The 20,122-nt window shown below is 36.1% G+C and carries 14 protein-coding genes and 9 pseudogenes; 20 read left to right on the top strand and 3 right to left on the bottom strand.

The window, feature by feature from the left end; all coding sequences use genetic code 11:
- Positions 1-84: 84 nt before the first annotated feature.
- The 10 genes and pseudogenes from OOT12_RS03085 (at position 85) to OOT12_RS03125 (ending at position 9,710) form a co-directional block, all read left to right on the top strand.
- Complete coding sequence (locus OOT12_RS03085) at positions 85-864, top strand: ankyrin repeat domain-containing protein (RefSeq protein ID WP_264685386.1); 780 nt, start codon at positions 85-87, stop codon at positions 862-864.
- Between the two features lie 82 nt (positions 865-946).
- Positions 947-1,486 (top strand): ankyrin repeat domain-containing protein, encoded by a 540-nt coding sequence (locus OOT12_RS03090; RefSeq protein ID WP_264685387.1) that lies wholly within the window; start codon positions 947-949, stop codon positions 1,484-1,486.
- A 191-nt stretch (positions 1,487-1,677) separates the two neighbouring features.
- Positions 1,678-3,066 (top strand): class II fumarate hydratase, encoded by a 1,389-nt coding sequence (fumC, locus tag OOT12_RS03095; RefSeq protein WP_264375323.1) that lies wholly within the window; start codon positions 1,678-1,680, stop codon positions 3,064-3,066.
- A gap of 82 nt (positions 3,067-3,148) precedes the next feature.
- Positions 3,149-3,768: pseudogene (locus OOT12_RS03100) on the top strand (IS6 family transposase).
- A gap of 146 nt (positions 3,769-3,914) precedes the next feature.
- Positions 3,915-4,514, top strand: a complete 600-nt coding sequence (locus OOT12_RS03105) for a peroxiredoxin (RefSeq protein WP_010401485.1) — start codon at positions 3,915-3,917, stop codon at positions 4,512-4,514.
- The gene (gene trxB, locus OOT12_RS03110) at positions 4,501-5,448 is read left to right on the top strand and encodes a thioredoxin-disulfide reductase (RefSeq protein ID WP_264375322.1); all 948 of its coding nucleotides are present in this window, start codon (positions 4,501-4,503) and stop codon (positions 5,446-5,448) included. Before OOT12_RS03105 ends, trxB begins: the two co-directional genes overlap by 14 nt.
- 315 nt (positions 5,449-5,763) lie before the next feature.
- Positions 5,764-5,934 (top strand): annotated as a pseudogene (locus OOT12_RS07345) (ankyrin repeat domain-containing protein); the annotation flags it as partial.
- Positions 5,935-6,768: 834 nt separating this feature from the next.
- Positions 6,769-7,017 (top strand): annotated as a pseudogene (locus OOT12_RS07350) (TomO hydrophobic C-terminal domain-containing protein); the annotation flags it as partial.
- Positions 7,018-7,121: 104 nt separating this feature from the next.
- Complete coding sequence (locus OOT12_RS03120) at positions 7,122-8,441, top strand: dihydroorotase (protein WP_264685388.1); 1,320 nt, start codon at positions 7,122-7,124, stop codon at positions 8,439-8,441.
- Positions 8,442-8,525: 84 nt separating this feature from the next.
- Complete coding sequence (locus tag OOT12_RS03125; protein WP_264375319.1) at positions 8,526-9,710, top strand: ribonuclease D; 1,185 nt, start codon at positions 8,526-8,528, stop codon at positions 9,708-9,710.
- Here OOT12_RS03125 and coaE read toward each other — a convergent pair.
- Positions 9,700-10,278 (bottom strand): dephospho-CoA kinase, encoded by a 579-nt coding sequence (coaE, locus tag OOT12_RS03130; protein WP_264375318.1) that lies wholly within the window; start codon positions 10,276-10,278, stop codon positions 9,700-9,702. The genes OOT12_RS03125 and coaE overlap by 11 nt on opposite strands.
- Positions 10,279-10,412: 134 nt before the next feature.
- On the opposite strand from coaE, the gene OOT12_RS03135 reads away from it, so the two are divergent.
- From OOT12_RS03135 to OOT12_RS03145, 3 genes and pseudogenes are all read left to right on the top strand, one after another.
- Positions 10,413-11,816 carry an NAD(P)H-dependent flavin oxidoreductase gene (locus OOT12_RS03135; protein ID WP_264375317.1) on the top strand — a complete coding sequence of 468 codons (1,404 nt, stop codon included), beginning with the start codon at positions 10,413-10,415 and terminating at the stop codon, positions 11,814-11,816.
- An 81-nt stretch (positions 11,817-11,897) separates the two neighbouring features.
- Positions 11,898-12,785, top strand: coding sequence for a DUF1129 domain-containing protein (locus OOT12_RS03140; RefSeq protein ID WP_264375316.1), 888 nt, complete (start codon positions 11,898-11,900; stop codon positions 12,783-12,785).
- Between the two features lie 390 nt (positions 12,786-13,175).
- Positions 13,176-13,796 (top strand): annotated as a pseudogene (locus OOT12_RS03145) (methionine--tRNA ligase); the annotation flags it as partial.
- 10 nt (positions 13,797-13,806) lie between these two features.
- Here the strand turns inward: OOT12_RS03145 and OOT12_RS07360 are convergent.
- Positions 13,807-14,244 (bottom strand): transposase, encoded by a 438-nt coding sequence (locus OOT12_RS07360; protein WP_265014909.1) that lies wholly within the window; start codon positions 14,242-14,244, stop codon positions 13,807-13,809.
- Positions 14,245-14,268: 24 nt separating this feature from the next.
- Complete coding sequence (locus OOT12_RS03150) at positions 14,269-14,640, bottom strand: transposase (RefSeq protein ID WP_264374776.1); 372 nt, start codon at positions 14,638-14,640, stop codon at positions 14,269-14,271.
- 50 nt (positions 14,641-14,690) lie between these two features.
- Here OOT12_RS03150 and OOT12_RS03155 point away from each other — a divergent pair.
- From OOT12_RS03155 to OOT12_RS03185, 7 genes and pseudogenes are all read left to right on the top strand, one after another.
- Positions 14,691-14,993, top strand: a pseudogene (locus OOT12_RS03155) (DUF2924 domain-containing protein); the annotation flags it as partial.
- 10 nt (positions 14,994-15,003) lie between these two features.
- Positions 15,004-15,483: pseudogene (locus OOT12_RS03160) on the top strand (recombinase family protein); the annotation flags it as partial.
- A gap of 544 nt (positions 15,484-16,027) precedes the next feature.
- Positions 16,028-16,696, top strand: coding sequence for a reverse transcriptase domain-containing protein (locus OOT12_RS03165; protein ID WP_264685389.1), 669 nt, complete (start codon positions 16,028-16,030; stop codon positions 16,694-16,696).
- Between the two features lie 21 nt (positions 16,697-16,717).
- Positions 16,718-17,608: pseudogene (locus OOT12_RS03170) on the top strand (IS256 family transposase); the annotation flags it as partial.
- 45 nt (positions 17,609-17,653) lie between these two features.
- Positions 17,654-18,886 carry an IS256 family transposase gene (locus tag OOT12_RS03175; RefSeq protein ID WP_096097236.1) on the top strand — a complete coding sequence of 411 codons (1,233 nt, stop codon included), beginning with the start codon at positions 17,654-17,656 and terminating at the stop codon, positions 18,884-18,886.
- Between the two features lie 34 nt (positions 18,887-18,920).
- A pseudogene (locus tag OOT12_RS03180) lies at positions 18,921-19,295 on the top strand (transposase); the annotation flags it as partial.
- A gap of 28 nt (positions 19,296-19,323) precedes the next feature.
- Positions 19,324-20,103, top strand: a pseudogene (locus OOT12_RS03185) (IS256 family transposase); the annotation flags it as partial.
- Between the last annotated feature and the right edge of the window lie 19 nt (positions 20,104-20,122).

Below are 20,122 nucleotides of genomic sequence, written 5' to 3' on the forward strand. Positions count from 1 at the left end.
AAAAGTGATTCAATCAATTTTAGCCATTAAAACTTGAATAGTGGCTAAAATAGCTTTAAATTGTATATTTTTTAGGAGGAGTATATGCCATCACAAAAACAGCTAAATACGCAGCTAATTGATGCTGCTAAAAAAGGACAGCTAGATTTTGTTCAGCAAGCTATACAGGGTGGAGCAATTATTAATACAATAGATGATGATTATGGGAGAACTGCTTTAATATGGGCTGCTGACAATGGTCAACTAGAGATATTACAATACTTGATAGAAGAGGGAGCAAATGTTAATGCAGAATCTCTGGGAAACATAACTGCTCTAATTCATGCTGCTGCCCATGGTCATCTTGAGGTAGTACAACTTCTAATAGCAAATGGAGCTGATTTAAATGTGAAACGTAAAGGTCAATTCTCTGCCCTAACATATGCTATTGTAAATGGCCATACGGAGGTAGCAAAGCTTCTAACTAGATATCATTTAATAGCTAATCTTGATATGTCAATACCTCGCTTGCCTCTTCCTACTTGTATACCAGAGTTATCATCTTATTGGTATGACTGTAAGGATGAGCTCAATAAAATGAAGGAAGAAGATAGTGAATTATATAATTTTCTTGTAAGTAAGAGAATTAATGAACAGGTAAGAATTTGGACAGAGAGTGAGACAATACAAAATATTTCACAAGATAGATTAAATATAGAATACTCAATCTATGCTAAAGATTTAACAGGTAAAATAGAATTAGTGATATTTTTTCTTAACAACAGGGAAATAATCAATTCTTTATTGCGGTATTATAAGGTAAGAATTCAAACAATTGATCAGGTAAAAAGCCTACTCTCTCATAAGAGAACATGTAGAGCTTGAAGTAGAAATTGTTCCAGCACAATTAAACTTTAATACTAAAGAGTTACAACCCTCTAAACTAAAAATATTATCATTTGCACAAATGATTAACAATCATGCAGGATTATTTTCAGCTGCCAAAAATGGTCAATTAGAAACAGTAAGATACCTGATAGAAAAACAGAAAGAAGATATTAATTCAACAGATCACTATGGAAGAACTGCTCTAATGTGGGCTGCTGGAAGTGGCTATTTAGAGGTAGTAAAGTACCTGATAGAAACAGCAAAAGCAAATGTTAATGTGAAAGATGGCTATGAAAACACTGCTCTGAATTATGCTACTAGAAACGGGCATTTAGATGTAAAAGAATATCTGAAAAGTCATATACAAAAAGAGCTACGGAAGAAATACGTCTGCATTGGTGTAAGTGGTACAATAGGTTATGTTGCAGGTATGACAATATCATGTTCTGCGGGAGCAGCGATTTCAGTTTGTGCAGCATCAGCGACCGTTAGTCTAGCGTTAGGTGCAATTTTTGGTTATACAATTGTAGAAGTAAAAAAAGAGAAAGCAAACACAGGTATAGCTTCTGCGCTTAAAGATGTTTTCACTATTCAATCTCTAAGTAGAATAGCCTTATAGAGAGTGAAAGTAGGTTTATTGCTTAAGGTTGCATGATTGCCTTAATAACAATAAAAAAGTAATAGAAGCAAAAGATATGGCTTGAAAATTTTCTACGGTCTGGACTAAAAATGTCTCAACTTGACACTGAAATACAATTTGATTTAACTAATCATATATGTAGGTAATGTCAAACACTAGAATGAGGAAATATGGATAAAAAAGTTAGAATAGAATCAGATAGCTTAGGAAAAGTAGAAGTACCAAGTGAACATTACTGGGGAGCGCAGACTCAGCGTTCTTTGGAAAATTTCAAAATTGGTACAGAGAAAATGCCAGAGCCCCTGATTAAAGCGCTAGCAATAGTAAAACTTGCAGCAGCACGTGTTAACATGAAACAGAGTAGCATAGATAATAGAGTAGGGGATGCAATCTGCACAGCGGCACAGGAGGTAATAGACGGTAAATTTAATAATCAATTTCCGCTTGTTGTTTGGCAAACCGGGTCTGGGACGCAGACCAATATGAATGTGAATGAAGTGATCAGCAATCGTGCAATAGAAATTTTGGGCGGTGATTTAGGTAGTAAGTCTCCAGTGCATCCAAATGATCATGTAAACTGTGGTCAGTCATCAAATGACACTTTTCCAACAGCAATGCATATAGCAGTAGCAGAGCAAATAAACCGCTTGCTTATTCCCAATCTTGAAGAATTATATAAAGCGCTAAATAATAAGGTTCATGAATTTAAGGATATAATAAAAGTAGGGCGTACTCATCTGCAAGATGCAACTCCTCTAACACTTGGGCAGGAATTTTCTGGCTATGCAGTTCAGATTAAAAAGGGAATAGAGAGAGTAAAGTCAACTCTGATCAATGTATATGAAATTGCACAAGGTGGCACCGCGGTTGGCACGGGAATCAATACTAAAAAGGGTTTTGCTGAGGATTTTGCTAAAGAAGTGGCAAAAATCACTAACTTTCCATTTATTTCAGCAAAAAATAAGTTTGAAGCACTAGCAGCAAATGATGCTTTAGTTGAGCTCAGTGGAGCACTCAATACAGTAGCAGTAAGCTTGATGAAAATTGCAAATGATATAAGGCTACTTGGTTCTGGTCCAAGATGCGGAATTGGAGAAATAATGTTACCAGAAAATGAGCCTGGCTCTTCAATCATGCCGGGTAAGGTGAATCCAACTCAATGCGAAGCAGTGACTATGGTATGTGCTCAAGTTATGGGAAATCATGTTGCCGTGACAATTGGTGGCTCAAATGGTCACTTTGAATTGAACGTGTTTAAGCCGGTGATAATTTACAATGTTTTGCAGTCTATAAGACTTTTAGCTGATGCAAGTTTAAATTTTTCAGAGAAATGCGTAGTTGATATTAAAGCAAACGAAGAAAGAATAAAGGATTTACTAAATCAGTCGTTAATGCTAGTTACTATATTAAATACGCATATAGGATATGACAATGCAGCAAAAATAGCGAAGCTTGCTTATAAAGAAAATATCACTCTAAAAGAAGCAGCAGCAAAACTTCAACTGATCACTGAGGAGGAGTTTGAAAGTATAGTGAAACCAGAGGAGATGGTAGGTTAAACTACCACCTTTTTTAGGGTTCTGTCGCATTTGTAGGGAAGTAGAAAGAAGAATGATATAATTGTCTAAAAAAAAAGCAAAGATGTTTCGTATCAATCAAAAATTGTTGCCATATTTCAAAGGATTTAGCTTTTCAGAGGATGTTATCTGTATACATGAAATGTCGATTCTCTTTGAGCTATCGAGATTTGGAAGAAATGATGAGTATAAGGGGAGCAAAATGCTACGTTACAAAGGTGGGTTATCACCACTGATAGATGAGGCAGTAAGGAAAAGAAAGAAGCAGGTTGGTAGTAGTTGGAGAGACTTACATTAAATAAACGGTAAATGGGTTTATTTATATACTGTACTCTTGTGTGTTAGTAGAGACAAGTCTGCAGCACTTGCATTCTTTCGTAAAGCCTTCAGGAGTAACTATCTTCCTGAGAAAATTGTAATTGATAAAAGCGGCAGTAATACTGCTGCTCTTGATGATTTGAATGCAGAAATTTCTGAAGATTACAGTTCTTCAAATAAAATATCTAAATAATATTGTTGATAGATTTATCAACAAACTAATAAAGCCAATGCTTGGGTTTAAAAGCTTCCATTCCGCAAAGATTACCATCACAGGCATAGAAAATATTCGTATGATTCAAAAAAGACAAATTATTAAATAATGTTTCTACTTTTGAGAATTTTGCTATGTTAATGGCTTCATAACTCCTATAATCCCACCTTTAATGATCTTCTTTCCTATGGTTTATAGATGCGACAGAACCGTTTTTATAGGATTGGGGCTAAAGAAAACTTGCATGTAAATGTATCAAGGTATAAAATTATAAATATTAAGAATGAATAGGTTAGTTATGAATCTTGTAACAAAATCCGCTATCGATTTTACTGCTTCGGCTGTTCTTGCTAGTGGAAAAATAGTTGATGATTTCTGTTTAAGTAAACATATAAAGGATAAGTATGCTGTCCTTTTTTTCTATCCACTTGATTTTACTTTTGTCTGTCCAACTGAGTTGATATCATTTAGCAACAAAATAGAAGATTTTTCAAAACGTAATGTTGAAGTGATAGGAATAAGTATAGATTCAAAATTTTCACACTATAAATGGCGAAACACTCCAGTTAATGATGGTGGTATTGGAGAGGTTAGCTACAATTTAGTGTCTGATATCAAAAAGTCTATATCAAGAGACTATGGGGTCTTATATGATGACTCAATTGCACTAAGAGCAACTTTTGTTATTGATGATAAGTTTGTTGTACGTCATCAATCGATAAATGATTTTCCTTTAGGGCGTAATATCGATGAGTTTATTAGAATTATTGATGCAATAAAACATAATGAAGAGCATGGTGAAGTATGTCCAGCAGGGTGGAAAAAAGGTAAGCCAGCAATGCAGGCAAGCGATGAAGGAGTGGCTGATTATCTAAACTCACACAGTGCAGAATTATAAATTGAGTACAAAAGTTCTTATTATTGGATCTGGAGCAGCGGGTTATGCTGCTGCTATATATGCAGCACGTGCAAATTTAGAGCCAATTGTAGTAACAGGAATGCAACCTGGTGGTCAGCTTACACTTACTACGGATGTTGAAAACTATCCAGGTTTTGTTTCTATACAAGGTCCAGAACTCATGGAACAAAAGAGGTTGCATGCAGAGAAGGTGGGGGCAAGGGTAATAAATGACGAAATAAAAAGCGTTGAACAACTTGAGGATTCTAATGAGTATAGATTTAGATCTTGTGGTAATGCTAGTGACTACTATTCGAATGCAATTATAATCGCAGCTGGTGCGCAAGCGAAGTGGCTTGGCCTGGAGAGTGAAAAGAAATTTCAAGGTTACGGAGTTTCGGCATGCGCAACTTGTGATGGTGCATTTTTTAGAAATAAAGTTGTAGCTGTGGTTGGTGGTGGAAATACTGCTGTTGAAGAAGCAATATTTTTAACTCGATTTGCTAAGGAAGTTATACTGATACACAGGCGTGATAAGTTAAGAGCAGAGAAAGTAATGCAAGACAGGCTCTTTAAAAATGATAAGATAAAGGTAATATGGAATCATACCGTAGAGCAGATTCTTGGAGAAGAAAATCCTAAAAAAATTACTGGCATTACAATTAAATCGACAGACATCAATAAAACCCAGGAATTGAAAGTAGATGGAGTGTTCATTGCAATTGGGCATGCACCAAATACAGGTATTTTTAAGGGCTTTGTTGAAATGGATCAGCAAGGTTATATAATTACGAAACCTGGAACAACTCTAACCAGTAGGGCAGGGGTGTTTGCTGCTGGTGATGTTCAAGATAAGGTATATCGCCAGGCAGTAGTTGCAGCAGGTACAGGGTGCATGGCTGCACTTGATGCAGAAAAGTTTTTGGAATCATAATTAGTTCTAAAATTTTTAACTAAATTGCTTGCAATTTTCTTTGTTTTTTTTTTATAATTATGTTAGTAAATTATAGTTTAGGGAGAATTTAGTATGCTTTCGGGAGGTAATGTAGATTTTAGAAGAAGGGTTGTTAATGATGCAGGATTACGAGCTCAAAATCAAACAACTTCAGGACAATCAACAAAAAAATTATTTAAAGCTATTCAATTTCAAGGCACTGATGATGAAAGAGTAACACCTGAAGAAGCTTTGAATCATTTTCAACAAGCATTGCAAGAAGGTGCGGATGTTAATGCGTTTAATGAAGAAGGCATGACACCTTTGATATCTATAATTTATGATTTATCTGCAGGCTCTGAAACAGAAGAAGAAAAAGAATATCAGAGTATGATTAGGTTACTTCTACTTCACCGAAGCATAGATGTTAATATTCAAAAAAAAGGTGATGGCAATACAGCTTTGCATCTAGCAATGTCCTTTCAACAAAGGAAAGTGTTACAACTCTTACTAAGTCATCCGAGAATAATGATGTATCTACTAAATAAAAGACTTCAAGATCCTGAGGAATGTGCTAAAAAAAATCGTGCTGAGCATTTGATCATAGAAATACAAAAAGCACAAACAGGAAAAGAATTATTGAATGCTCTTTCTCATGGAAATTTCCATGAAGCAAAAAGACTATTAAATGAAGAATTCAACCCTAATTGCTGGAAAAGAAATTTCAATGGAGAAATAGAAACGCTGCTTAGCCTGATTATCAAATCATGTTTACAAGGAATAACACAAGATAACGCGGAAGTATTGACTAAACTTTTAGAACATAAAGACCTAGATTTTAATCAAATAAAACCGATACCAGCTATAGAGCAAAATCTATGGGTGAAGCAAATAATTGAGCAAGTTATGAAAGAGCGATTAACTGATGCTATTAATAGAAAAGATTTGGATGATATAAAAAAATTAGTAGAAGATAATTGCTTTATGAATGATCAAATTGTTATTGAGTTGCTTAAAAGTTTTAATCCTGTCAGAGAATATCTAAATGGAAAATTCCCTGCAACTGTGGAACAGTCTTCAGCAAATGTACATAATGTTGCCCCGGAAATAAACGACGATTTGATTGCTCAAGAATTGCAGCAGCTCGAAAACCTTAGAAATGAGCTTGAAAGAACAAAGGCTCAACTTACAGAAAAAGAGCAAGAGCTGAATAGGGTCGTAAGTGAAAGAACAAGAGACACTGACAAAATTTCACAGTTAGAAAGGGATTTAAGGCAAGAGAGATTAGAACTTCAAGCTCAAAATCAAGACTCAAAGAACAAAAACAGAAAACTTTCAGAAGCAAGCATTTATAATAGAAGGCAAAGTAACTATGCCTCTGCCTCTTTTGTGTTATCTGGAGCATTTGCTGTTGGTACAAGTCTAACAATGGTTCATTTAGCAATGTGTGTTTCGCTTGCTGTAGCTGCATTAACTTTTCTTGCAGTAGGATGTTACTGTTCTTATAACGCAAATACCGCACTTAATAACGTTGAAATCGAAAATGGTAGTTATAGAATAGCTGCTTGAGTATTAATTTAAATATTCTTTATTGCTAGTTTTATATCATCACTTTAATTTGGTTGTGTTTTACTAAAAAAACTTTAGATTTATTTTATAATTGATACTCAAATATGATTTTGAATTTATTGCAGACAGGGCAAAAGGAAGGCTATAAAATTGCGTATACCAATGCTCGTATTATTGACCCGGAAACTAAACTTGATATAAAAGGTTCATTATTGACTGAAGGGGATAAAATTGTTGATTTTGGCGAATCATTATTTTCAACAAGTGGAGTTGATGAAACAATAGATTGTGAAGGGCTTGTTCTAATGCCAGGTCTTATTGACATTCACGTGCATTTTCGTGAACCAGGTCAAGAGCATAAAGAAACTATACATACAGGCAGCAAATCTGCAGCTGCAGGGGGCGTTACAACTGTAGTTTGCCAGCCAAACACTGTTCCAGCGATTGATAGTGTTGTCTTGGCTAAGTATTTGAAATATAGAGCATTTGAAACTTCGCATGTGAATGTTCAATTTTACGCTAAAATCACCACTTCGGAAGAAAAATTAACTGAAATGGCACTCTTAAAGGAAGAAGGTGCAGTTGGGTTCACCGATGATGGTATGCCAGTTATGAATACAATGATTATGAGACAGGCACTGCTTTATTCAAGTATGCTTGGTGTTCCTATTGCTCAACACGCAGAGGATTTGAATCTATCTGCTGGTGGCGCAATTAACGAGGGTAAGATTTCTGAAGAATTGGGAGTAAAGGGAATCTTGAGTGCGTCAGAGTCGGTCATGGTAACTCGTGATATACTGCTAATGAAGGACATAGAAAATGTACACTATCATATTTTACATGTCTCTTCAAAAGATTCACTTGATGCTATTAAACGTGCAAAAGATTTGGGATTAAATGTTACATGTGAAGTAACTCCTCATCACTTTACTTTAACTGAAGATATAGTAAAGCAACATGGGGCAATCGCAAAAATGAATCCGCCACTACGTACTGAGGAAGATCGTTTAGCTATGATTGAAGGTTTAAAAACAGGTGTGATTGATTGCATTGCAACCGATCATGCTCCGCATGATCTTAGTTCTAAAGATCTTCCACTTGAAAATGCTGCATTTGGTATTGTTGGCCTTGAAACAATGCTGCCCCTTTCACTTGAACTATATCATAGTGGACAAATGGGTCTACTTGATGTGCTTGCAAAATTGACATATAAGCCTGCAGATATCATACATATGCCACGTGGCCGCATACAGAAAAACCTTGTAGCGGACTTAATTTTAGTTGATTTGGATCATGAATGGGAAATTAAAGTTGACAACTTTGCTAGTAAATCAAAGAATTCGCCTTTCGGTGGACGCAAAGTGAAAGGGCATGTAGTACGTACCGTTGTGTCTGGCAAAACTGTATATTTACAGAAGAGTTAGTTATTATACAATTGTGCTCTCAACTTCAATCAATTGTAAAGATTTAATATAAGTGGTAAAATATAGCCACTGAATAAAAAATATATGCTAATTAGTACGACATCGGAACTGGAAAATGCATGTAAAGAATTGATGGAAAAAGATCCAAAATTTATAGCAATTGACACGGAGTTCATTAGAAATAATTTAACCTACTACCCAAAATTATCGTTAATTCAAATTTCTTACGGAGAGAAGAGTTTTATTGTAGATGCATTAGTGCCAGAAATTGATTTATCATTCATTAAGAAAATGATGCTAAATCAGGGAATAATCAAAGTGTTTCATAGCTGCCGGCAGGATATAGAATCCTTACTCACTGTGTTTAAATGTGTTCCCACTCCTATTTTTGATACCCAAGTTGCTGCTATGTTTTGCCATTATTATCATGACTTTATTGGTTATTCAAAAGTAGTAGAGCAATATCAAGGAATAGCACTGGATAAAATTAAAGCTAAAAATTCAGACTGGTTAAGGCGTCCATTGTCTGAGGATCAACTAGACTATGCAATAAACGACGTGGTATATCTATATGATCTATACCAAATATTGTGCAATAAACTTGAAGAAAGTAATAGGATGAGTTGGTTTCAAGAAGAGATGGAATTATTGGTTGATATAAATAAGTATTTGCATAGTCCAAAAGATGCATGGAGGAGGATTAAATTTAACTATGAAGCAAATCCGAGGCTAATGTTAGTTGTTAAAGCAGTGAGTGAGTGGCAAGAGACTTTAGCACAACGCTATAACATCAATCGTAATAAAGTAATTAATAATGCTGTAATAATTGGTCTTATTGAAAAAAATGTGGAGCGTATTGACGAGGTTTTAGATGATCTTGAGAGGAACACAAAAAATATAAAAGAGGAAGATTTATTAGAATTTATGAATATTTTCAATGAGAATGAGAAGGAGTTTGTGCAGCAAAATTATACTCTGTCAGATAATTATGATAAATCTGTATTTGATATACTCTCGATTATTTTAGAGAGCAAATGTAAGGAAAATAACATATCAAGAAAGTTAGTTTCATCAAAAGATGAGTTAGCTGGTTCAATATCTGGGCAGATAGATAAACTATTCAAGGGGTGGAGATATGATTTTTTCGGTAAGTCAGTTGAATCATTTTTGAACGCAGGCTCAAGGTTTGAGATTTTAATGGTAAAATCTGCTGATAGTACAGCTAAAATTCGGAGTAATCTCGTGAAAAATAACCGTATCACGTGCTGAGGTCTAACGAGTTTATTATGTCTTTCACTTGAGAAAAAACATTTGCGCTGCTATCGATTATGAAGTTACTCATTTGCCTTTTTTCTTCAATAGGTAGCTGAATACTGAACATTAGATTCAGCTTTTCTTTATCCATATTACGCTCACTAATCCTTTGAGCTTGCACAACGCTATCTGCATGGATAAAAACAATAAAATCGCAATACAAATGGAATCTCGTTTCCAGCAGGAGTGGAATGTCTAGAACTAGAAGTTTTCTGTTGTTTTCTTTCTCATGATCAATAAAAAATTCTAATTCATTTCGCACAGCGGAATGTACTAAAGACTGGAATTGCTTCCAATTTTCATCATGTGCTAAAAAATATTTAGACAATACTGTTCTATCAATTTTTCCATTTACTACTACCCCAGGAAATTTTTCTTCTGCATAACTTATTATGTTTTTGTCCACTTTATAAAGCTGGTGCACGACAGAGTCGGCATCAAACAAAGCGGCACCAAATTCTTTAAAGCAATTGGCTACAAAGCTCTTTCCAACTGCAATCCCACCTGTTAAACCTATGATCATATAGCAAATTTCTTATAAAACTATATTTATAGCATCTCCTATGCCTATTTAAAACTGAATGCATAGGTATAAAAAGAAAAGCTATTATTTTTTTAGTAATTAAGTAAAATAGAGTGAAAGATTAAGAGGAAATTTTGAAAGATAAGATAAAAAAGATAGTGATTTCAGGGAAAGAAGTGTGGCCAATCATTGAGGGCGGTAAAGGTATTGCAATCAGTGATGGAGGATCAAGTGGGGCATTTGCTGCAGCGGATGCTGTTGGTACGTTTTCTGGTGCAAATGCTAAACTTATCGATGACAATGGCGAGCTGGTACCACTAATTTATAAAGGTAAAACAAGAAATGAAAAGCACGAAGAGTTAATCAAGTATAGTATTGAGGCTGGAGTTAGTCAAGCAAAAATAGCGAATGAAATATCAAAGGGCCGTGGAAGAATACATATGAACGTGCTTTGGGAAATGGGAGCAGCAGAACAAGTCCTTCATGGCATATTAGAAAAAGCAAAAGGCTTAGTTCATGGCATCACTTGCGGTGCTGGTATGCCTTACAGGCTTGGAGAAATTGCAGCTAAATATCAAGTTTATTACTACCCCATTATCTCATCAGCACGTGCTTTTAAAGCGTTGTGGAAACGTGCTTACCAAAAAATATCTTCTTTTTTACTTGGTGGAGTAGTATATGAGGATCCGTGGCTTGCTGGTGGTCACAATGGGCTCAGTAATAGTGAAGACCCAGAATTACCGCAGGCTCCATTTGAAAGAGTTGCAGAGCTTAGATCTTTCATGAACGAGGTTGGTCTTGCTGAAACGCCAATTGTTATGGCAGGGGGAGTGTGGCATTTGAAGGATTGGGAACATTGGTTTGACAATTTACAAATCGGACCAATAGCTTTTCAGCTTGGTACTCGTCCACTTTTAACAAAAGAAAGTCAGATTTCTACAGAGTGGAAAAAGAAGTTACTTACTTTAGAAGAAGGTGATGTATTTTTAAACAAATTTAGTCCAACAGGGTTTTACTCATCTGCAGTAAGAAATAACTTCATACGTGAGCTACAGGAGAGGAATTCACGTCAAATAAAATTTTCGGAAAGTGCAAGCGGAGAGTTTAATAATGAATTTGCAATGGGTAGCAGAGGTAGAAAGATTTACCTCACTGTAAAAGACAAAGAGCTAGCAAATGCATGGATTAAAGCAGGGTATACAGAGGTAATGAAAACTCCAGATACAACTGTTATTTTTGTGACACCAGGCAAATTTGCGGAAATAAGACAAGATCAAATTAATTGCATGGGATGTTTAAGCCATTGTCTGTTTAGCAATTGGAAAGATCATGGTGACCATTCAACAGGGCGAAAGCCAGACCCACGGAGTTTCTGTATACAAAAGACACTGCAAAACATTGTACATGACGGCAATGTTGAAAATGAACTCATGTTTTCTGGACACAATGTGTACAGATTTAAGCAAGACCCATTTTATGAAAATGGCTACGTACCGACAGTAAAAGAATTGGTGGAAAGGATATTAACTGGGTATTAGGGTATGGTTGAATTGACAAGTAAACTTTACTTTGTTATAATAAATGTTTATTAATTTAACCTTAATTTAGGGGGAACTTTTATGCGTGATAGTGTTTTAAAAAGGTATGCACTTGCCTATATAAAAGAAAATGGCAGTGACAATGGTGTTCAAGAATTTTTATGTTCTTGTGGTATGCAAAATATTGAGAACTGGAGTGATAAAATTTTTGAAGATGCGTATAAGGGATTTAAGCGCAGTAATCCAACTAATGATCAGCACAGTACAGAATATGATAGAAGCAATAGGCAACAAACTACAGGCCCTCAAGTCACGCACGTACATGATAATAGAGGTTTAGATTTTTGGGATTATTTACTACTTAGCAACCTGTTTGGTGGTCGTACTACAGTTATAAATAACCCTGGTTTTGATACTGTTGGCTACCAAAGCAGAGAAGATAAGAAAAAAGACTCAGAAGACAGCAGGAAATTATTAGCTTTAGGGATAGTAGCTGTAGTTGCGTGTGTTGCTTTCCATGCTTTAATGTGTGTTTGGTACAACAGCAGCGAAAAAACGGCTAGAAAGTCAGAAAAAATAGATTATCTAGATAGTCAACTTAAAATGTTCAGAAATATAGAATTTGCAGTTGGTGCAATTTCTTTAGCAGCTTTGATAGGTTGCGCTATTAACCCAGTCTTACCAGTTTGGGGTTTAGTCATTCTTGGCATTAATTCTCTTGTGTGTCTTGCTGGTGGTGTGGCTTTTCATATGAAACATAAGAAAGAGTCAGAAAATATTAAGAAGGCTGAAGAAGCGGTAGATAGCTATCCTGGACAAGGGCGTAGTTGTGGAGGTTATGATTCATCACCACCTCCTTACCCTAATACTGTTCCAAGTGCTCCTTCTTATGATGAAACCAGACCTGGTGGGTTGTTTTCTCATTCTAATGCGGAAAAACATTCTGGAAATCATGGATGTAATGTATGAACATTGATTTTAGAAGGTAAATTGTACAGCAAATAGTGTCATTCCAGTGCTTGACACTGAAATCCAGCTTTTTTGTAATTTTATTGAACATGTTGTATAGTCGTTTGTTTACAATTAATTTTTCTGGATCCCAGTGTCTGGGCACTGGGATGACATTTTTGTGTTTGAGGCAAAATCTGCTATAATATTTAACACACTGCTTTCACAGACGAATGTTTGTACAGTTGTGAAGTTATGGACAACAATATCATAGCAACTCAAACGTAAGTTACTCACATTATACCGCTGCAAAACGCAGCGGTATAATGGCTTTTCAGATTGCTTGTACGATAGGATATATATTGATTTTTATTACTAGTGCAGATACGATAAAGCTTTAAGCACTACAAGATGGAGCAATTTGAGAGCTTTTACATCACTACGCCAATATATTACGTAAACGACAAGCCACATATCGGCCACGCATATACTTCCCTTATCTGTGATGTTACAGCTAGATTTATGAAATTAGCTGGAAAGAACGTCAAATTTACCACTGGTACAGATGAACATGGACAGAAAATTGAAAAAGCGGCTAAGGTAAAGGGAATAGAGCCAAAAGAATTTACAGATGAAATAAGTGTTACGTTCAGAAAATTGGCTGAGCTAATGAACTTTGATTATGATGATTTTATTCGCACCACAGAAGAACGTCATGAAAAAGCAGTTATAGCTCTATGGAATAGGCTTGAAGAGAGAGGGCAAATATATCTGGATTCTTACTCAGGTTGGTATTCAGTTCGTGATGAAGCGTTTTATCAGGAATCAGAGTTGATAGATGGCAGAGCACCAACAGGTGCTGAAGTTCAGTGGATAAAAGAAGAGAGCTACTTTTTTCGTTTGTCAAGTTGGCAAAATAAATTACTAGAGTTATACGAAAATCAGCCGAATTTCATCTTTCCTGAGAGCAGAAAAAACGAGGTGGTATCGTTTGTAAAATCAGGACTTACTGACCTTTCGATTTCTCGTACTATAGTATTTTCTAAAATGAATGATAAATTTCCATTATGGTATTACCAACCAAAAGTTGTAAGTCTGTACATTTATACATTAGAGGTCTGAGGCGGCTTTTGATGGTATGCCAACAGTGTTCTATGGGATTCAAATCTGGTGAATATGTTGGAAGATACAGCACATGACAGCCAAAAGACTCTATTAATGATTTTGTTTTAGTGGTCTTATGAAATGTAGCATTATCCATAACTATGGTTGTGCCAAGTGGCAATTTAGGTTTCTCCAACCATATATTGAATACCTCTTTGTCACACCCACCTTTGAAAGTCATTGGTGCAATAAATCTCATTCCAATCCACCCGGCTACTATACTGATTCTCTCTCGCTGGAATATCTGCATAAATTTTCTTTCCTCTTGGAGCACGTCCATATTCTCGGTATAATTTATTATCAACTCCTGCTTCATCTATATATAAGATGCTGGAATGGTCTATTTTTGAGATTTTATCAATAAACTGCTTCTTGATTGCGCTCTTGATATAGTGTGACTTTTTTTTAAAGTAATTTTTAGCTGTTTTAGTCTATACCAAATTGAATTTATTCCAAATCCAAGATTTTGTTTCATCTCTGCCAGAGTATGATCTGGATTCTTTGTAACATATTCTTCGAGTATTTTTGGGTCTATTTTTCGAATGAAGCTGCCGTTTTTAGATGGCTTGAGGCTTTCACCAGCAGCTTTCTTTTTTAACCAGCGGTACAAAGTTGCTATTCCTATCTCCAGAAGCTCTGCCACCTCAACCTTCGTCTTCCCTTTTCCTATCATCGATATTGCCTTTTCTCTTAAATCCACACTATACGCCATTATAACCCAAATACCTTATTATACCTTTATCATTTACTTTGGGAAATACTATAGCTTATAGAATGCAGGAAAAAGCATATGGAGAAATGTCAAGAAAAGGAGCAAAAAGACTAGAGTATCTGGCAGATCGGCTAGAGAAGGGAAAAAGAATAAGTAGTGACAAACTTCCGGTAGCAGGAACAGAGCTAATATTAGAGAGAGGAGAAGAGATGCATGCGGTGATGGTAACAGACAAGGGTTTAATCTACAGAGAAGAATTTTTCACATCATTATCAGCAGTAGCCGGGAAAATAATGGGAATGAGCTACAACGGACCTTTATTATTCGGTATGCGTGATAAAAATGAAAATTGAAGAGAATAAAATGCTAAAAGAAGTAAGGTGTGCGATATATACAAGAAAATCAAATGAGGATGGGCTAGAACAAAAGTTTAACAGTCTTGATGCGCAGCGAGTAGCATGTGAAAAATACATAAAGAGCAGAGAAGGCTGGGTAGCATTGGCTAAAAAGTACGATGATGGAGGATTTTCAGGGAAAAATTTAGAAAGACCAGCGATAAAGGAATTATTTGAAGATGCAAAAAAAGGAGAAGTAGATTGTGTAGTAGTGTACACACTAGATAGATTATCAAGAGAAACAAAAGACAGCATAGAAGTTACATCATTTTTTAGAAGACATAGAGTAAATTTTGTAGCAGTAACGCAAATATTTGACAATAATACGCCAATGGGAAAATTTGTGCAAACAGTGTTATCAGGAGCAGCACAACTAGAAAGAGAGATGATAGTAGAGAGAGTAAAAAACAAAATAGCAACATCAAAAGAGCAAGGGTTATGGATGGGGTGTGCCGTAGAGACACAAAGAATGATCAGAAATGAGCAAACTAAGTGCTTAAGCTGCACAATAGATGAGGGAAGGTCCCTCAAAGTCGGCTTGCAAGAGCAGGCTTTAAACAACCATAAGCTGCTTTGATAAAGAGTCAAGGTAGTGAGCGTTATGGAAAAGGCACAAATACGTGTCATGTACGAAATAGAGAGGCGAATGAAAATGAACCACTGATGAAGTGTCGAAAGGGCTGAGACGACGTCAAAACCAGGAGCTCCCATCTCTCCTGGGATAGATCTACAAGGAACTTGCTTACTAGGTAGGTGGCGTCCGGCATATAGGTGGCGTGAAACTATTATAGGCTATTGTGTAGAACTGCGGGAACCTGTCGTTTCGATGACAAGGGAGAAATCCAAGAAGCTAAACTTCAAGGATGAGAGTACCGATGCGAAGAACAGGGGCGGATCAGCTTGTAGTAGTGAAGAAGTTTCTGTAATGGAAAGGGAGCGAAGGAGCTGAGTTATTCAGTTTTAATTATGTATCAACCGAAAGGGAGGAGTTAATGAATAAAACAAAGTCTTTTGATATACCAAAGCAACTTATTTGGAGGGCTTATAAACAAGTATCGAAAAATAAAGGTGCGGCTGGTGTGGATGAGGTATCGATAACAAAGTTTGAAGAGAACCTGAAGGATAATCTGTACAAACTATGGAATCGGATGTCATCAGGAAGTTATTTTCCAGAGCCTGTAAAAGCTGTAGCAATACCGAAAGATACGGGAGGGGGACAAAGAATTTTAGGTGTTCCTTCAGTATTCGACAGGATAGGGCAAACGGCTGCTTCTATGTATCTTGAGCTGCTAGTAGAGCCAAAATTCCATGAAGATTCATATGGTTATAGACCAAATAAATCAGCACTGGATGCGGTAGATACTGCAAGGAAAAGATGCTGGAGGTATGATTGGACGATAGATCTAGATATATCCGGGTTTTTCGACAATTTGGATCACGAGTTGGCATTGCAAGCTATCAAGAAGCATACAAACTGCAAATGGATCATACTGTATGTTGAAAGGTGGATGAAAGCCGCTATTCAGCTAGAAGATGGCAGTAAGGTAGTTAGGGAAAAGGGAGTTCCGCAAGGAGGTTCAGTTAGCCCAATCATTTCGAATATATTCATGCAGGGAACGTTCAAAAAAGTGTGTCAAACCGAAAAAAAAGTAATAAATTGATATAAAAAATGGAGGTTTGATATGGGTCAAGCAAATAGAACTACTGGTTTGGTAGATTATAAAGAATTAGAAACAAATATCCTGTCATCTATACGAGAAGGAAGACCATTGACAGGAAGAGATGGAGCATTAACACCGTTTATAAAAAGGTTGCTAGAGGCAAGTCTGGAAGGTGAAATAGAAAGCCACATGTCAGCTAAAAGTGAAGAAAATAACCGAAGAAATGGAAGGAATGCAAAAACTTTACGTACAAGTTCAGGCTCATTTGAACTATTAACACCAAGAGACAGAGAAGGAAGCTTTGAACCGCAAATAGTCAAAAAAAGGCAAACAAGCCTACATCCAGAACTTGAAGCAAAGGTCTTAAGCACATATGCCAGTGGCATGGGATACAGAGATATAGCTTCACATGTTGAGGAAATATATGACCACAAAATATCAGCAGCAGAGATATCCAGTATTACTGATAAACTGCTACCAGTAATCAATGAATGGCGCAGCCGCCCACTGCAATCAGTGTATCCAATAGTGTTTATGGATGGCATGTTCTTTAAGGTCAAGGAGGACGGACATTGTATAAGTAAATGCATGTATAATATATTGGGCATAAATCAAAATGGCAGAAAAGAAGTATTAGGTTTTTATTTGGCTGAAAGTGAAGGAGCTAACTTCTGGTTGGGAGTTCTAAATGACCTAAAAGAGCGAGGAGTAGAAGATATTCTAATTGCCTGCATTGATGGGCTAAAAAGCTTTCCTGCGGCTATAAATAGTGTGTTTCCTAAGGCAGAAGTACAGCTATGTATAGTGCATCAGATAAGGAATTCACTGAAATATGTATCTAGCAAAGATGTAAAAGTTTTCATGAATGATTTGAAAAAAATATATCGGGGAACGTTCAAAAAAGTGTGTCAAACCGAAAAAAAAGTAATAAATTGATATAAAAAATGGAGGTTTGATATGGGTCAAGCAAATAGAACTACTGGTTTGGTAGATTATAAAGAATTAGAAACAAATATCCTGTCATCTATACGAGAAGGAAGACCATTGACAGGAAGAGATGGAGCATTAACACCGTTTATAAAAAGGTTGCTAGAGGCAAGTCTGGAAGGTGAAATAGAAAGCCACATGTCAGCTAAAAGTGAAGAAAATAACCGAAGAAATGGAAGGAATGCAAAAACTTTACGTACAAGTTCAGGCTCATTTGAACTATTAACACCAAGAGACAGAGAAGGAAGCTTTGAACCGCAAATAGTCAAAAAAAGGCAAACAAGCCTACATCCAGAACTTGAAGCAAAGGTCTTAAGCACATATGCCAGTGGCATGGGATACAGAGATATAGCTTCACATGTTGAGGAAATATATGACCACAAAATATCAGCAGCAGAGATATCCAGTATTACTGATAAACTGCTACCAGTAATCAATGAATGGCGCAGCCGCCCACTGCAATCAGTGTATCCAATAGTGTTTATGGATGGCATGTTCTTTAAGGTCAAGGAGGACGGACATTGTATAAGTAAATGCATGTATAATATATTGGGCATAAATCAAAATGGCAGAAAAGAAGTATTAGGTTTTTATTTGGCTGAAAGTGAAGGAGCTAACTTCTGGTTGGGAGTTCTAAATGACCTAAAAGAGCGAGGAGTAGAAGATATTCTAATTGCCTGCATTGATGGGCTAAAAAGCTTTCCTGCGGCTATAAATAGTGTGTTTCCTAAGGCAGAAGTACAGCTATGTATAGTGCATCAGATAAGGAATTCACTGAAATATGTATCTAGCAAAGATGTAAAAGTTTTCATGAATGATTTGAAAAAAATATATCGTGCTTCAAGTAAAGAGATCGCTGAGAATTATCTGCTTGAGCTGGAAGAAAAATGGGGAGAGAAGTATCCTTTAGTTATAAAATCCTGGCAGAACAATTGGGAAAACTTATCCAGTTATTTTAAGTATTCTGGGCAAGTTAGGAAGCTGATTTACACCACCAATCCAATTGAGGGGTTGCATAGACAAATCAGGAAATTTACTAAAACTAAGGGTTCATTTACTAGTACAAATGCCTTGTACAAACAGGTATATTGTGCTATAAAAAAGGTAGAGCAAAAGTGGATTATGGCTCTCCCTAATTGGGCTTTAACTATGTCTCAACTTGATATTTTCTTTCCAGATAGATTGAAAATTGAGTTGAACTAAAAATGCGGCTTGACACACTTTTTTGAACGTTCCCATATATCGTGCTTCAAGTAAAGAGATCGCTGAGAATTATCTGCTTGAGCTGGAAGAAAAATGGGGAGAGAAGTATCCTTTAGTTATAAAATCCTGGCAGAACAATTGGGAAAACTTATCCAGTTATTTTAAGTATTCTGGGCAAGTTAGGAAGCTGATTTACACCACCAATCCAATTGAGGGGTTGCATAGACAAATCAGGAAATTTACTAAAACTAAGGGTTCATTTACTAGTACAAATGCCTTGTACAAACAGGTATATTGTGCTATAAAAAAGGTAGAGCAAAAGTGGATTATGGCTCTCCCTAATTGGGCTTTAACTATTTCTCAACTTGATATTTTCTTTCCAGATAGATTGAAAATTGAGTTGAACTAAAAATGCGGCTTGACACACTTTTTTGAACGTTCCCGTAATCAATGAATGGCGCAGCCGCCCACTGCAATCAGTGTATCCAATAGTGTTTATGGATGGCATGTTCTTTAAGGTCAAGGAGGACGGACATTGTATAAGTAAATGCATGTATAATATATTGGGCATAAATCAAAATGGCAGAAAAGAAGTATTAGGTTTTTATTTGGCTGAAAGTGAAGGAGCTAACTTCTGGTTGGGAGTTCTAAATGACCTAAAAGAGCGAGGAGTAGAAGATATTCTAATTGCCTGCATTGATGGGCTAAAAAGCTTTCCTGCGGCTATAAATAGTGTGTTTCCTAAGGCAGAAGTACAGCTATGTATAGTGCATCAGATAAGGAATTCACTGAAATATGTATCTAGCAAAGATGTAAAAGTTTTCATGAATGATTTGAAAAAAATATATCGTGCTTCAAGTAAAGAGATCGCTGAGAATTATCTGCTTGAGCTGGAAGAAAAATGGGGAGAGAAGTATCCTTTAGTTATAAAATCCTGGCAGAACAATTGGGAAAACTTATCCAGTTATTTTAAGTATTCTGGGCAAGTTAGGAAGCTGATTTACACCACCAATCCAATTGAGGGGTTGCATAGACAAATCAGGAAATTTACTAAAACTAAGGGTTCATTTACTAGTACAAATGCCTTGTACAAACAGGTATATTGTGCTATAAAAAAGGTAGAGCAAAAGTGGATTATGGCTCTCCCTAATTGGGCTTTAACTATGTCTCAACTTGATATTTTCTTTCCAGATAGATTGAAAATTGAGTTGAACTAAAAATGCGGCTTGACACACT

The organism is Wolbachia endosymbiont (group B) of Parapoynx stratiotata (genome assembly GCF_947250635.1).
GTDB lineage: Bacteria > Pseudomonadota > Alphaproteobacteria > Rickettsiales > Anaplasmataceae > Wolbachia.

What these genes read in the sequence shown, in the direction of transcription:
- OOT12_RS03120 (WP_264685388.1), top strand. Translation starts at nt 7,122, where the DNA reads ATGATTTTGAATTTATTGCAGACAGGGCAAAAGGAAGGCTATAAAATT.
- OOT12_RS03125 (WP_264375319.1), top strand. Translation starts at nt 8,526, where the DNA reads ATGCTAATTAGTACGACATCGGAACTGGAAAATGCATGTAAAGAATTG.
- OOT12_RS03175 (WP_096097236.1), top strand. Translation starts at nt 17,654, where the DNA reads ATGGGTCAAGCAAATAGAACTACTGGTTTGGTAGATTATAAAGAATTA.
- OOT12_RS03140 (WP_264375316.1), top strand. Translation starts at nt 11,898, where the DNA reads ATGCGTGATAGTGTTTTAAAAAGGTATGCACTTGCCTATATAAAAGAA.
- OOT12_RS03165 (WP_264685389.1), top strand. Translation starts at nt 16,028, where the DNA reads ATGAATAAAACAAAGTCTTTTGATATACCAAAGCAACTTATTTGGAGG.
- fumC (WP_264375323.1), top strand. Translation starts at nt 1,678, where the DNA reads ATGGATAAAAAAGTTAGAATAGAATCAGATAGCTTAGGAAAAGTAGAA.
- coaE (WP_264375318.1), bottom strand. Translation starts at nt 10,278, where the DNA reads ATGATCATAGGTTTAACAGGTGGGATTGCAGTTGGAAAGAGCTTTGTA.
- OOT12_RS03150 (WP_264374776.1), bottom strand. Translation starts at nt 14,640, where the DNA reads ATGGCGTATAGTGTGGATTTAAGAGAAAAGGCAATATCGATGATAGGA.
- OOT12_RS03105 (WP_010401485.1), top strand. Translation starts at nt 3,915, where the DNA reads ATGAATCTTGTAACAAAATCCGCTATCGATTTTACTGCTTCGGCTGTT.
- OOT12_RS03090 (WP_264685387.1), top strand. Translation starts at nt 947, where the DNA reads ATGATTAACAATCATGCAGGATTATTTTCAGCTGCCAAAAATGGTCAA.
- OOT12_RS03085 (WP_264685386.1), top strand. Translation starts at nt 85, where the DNA reads ATGCCATCACAAAAACAGCTAAATACGCAGCTAATTGATGCTGCTAAA.
- OOT12_RS07360 (WP_265014909.1), bottom strand. Translation starts at nt 14,244, where the DNA reads ATGAAGCAGGAGTTGATAATAAATTATACCGAGAATATGGACGTGCTC.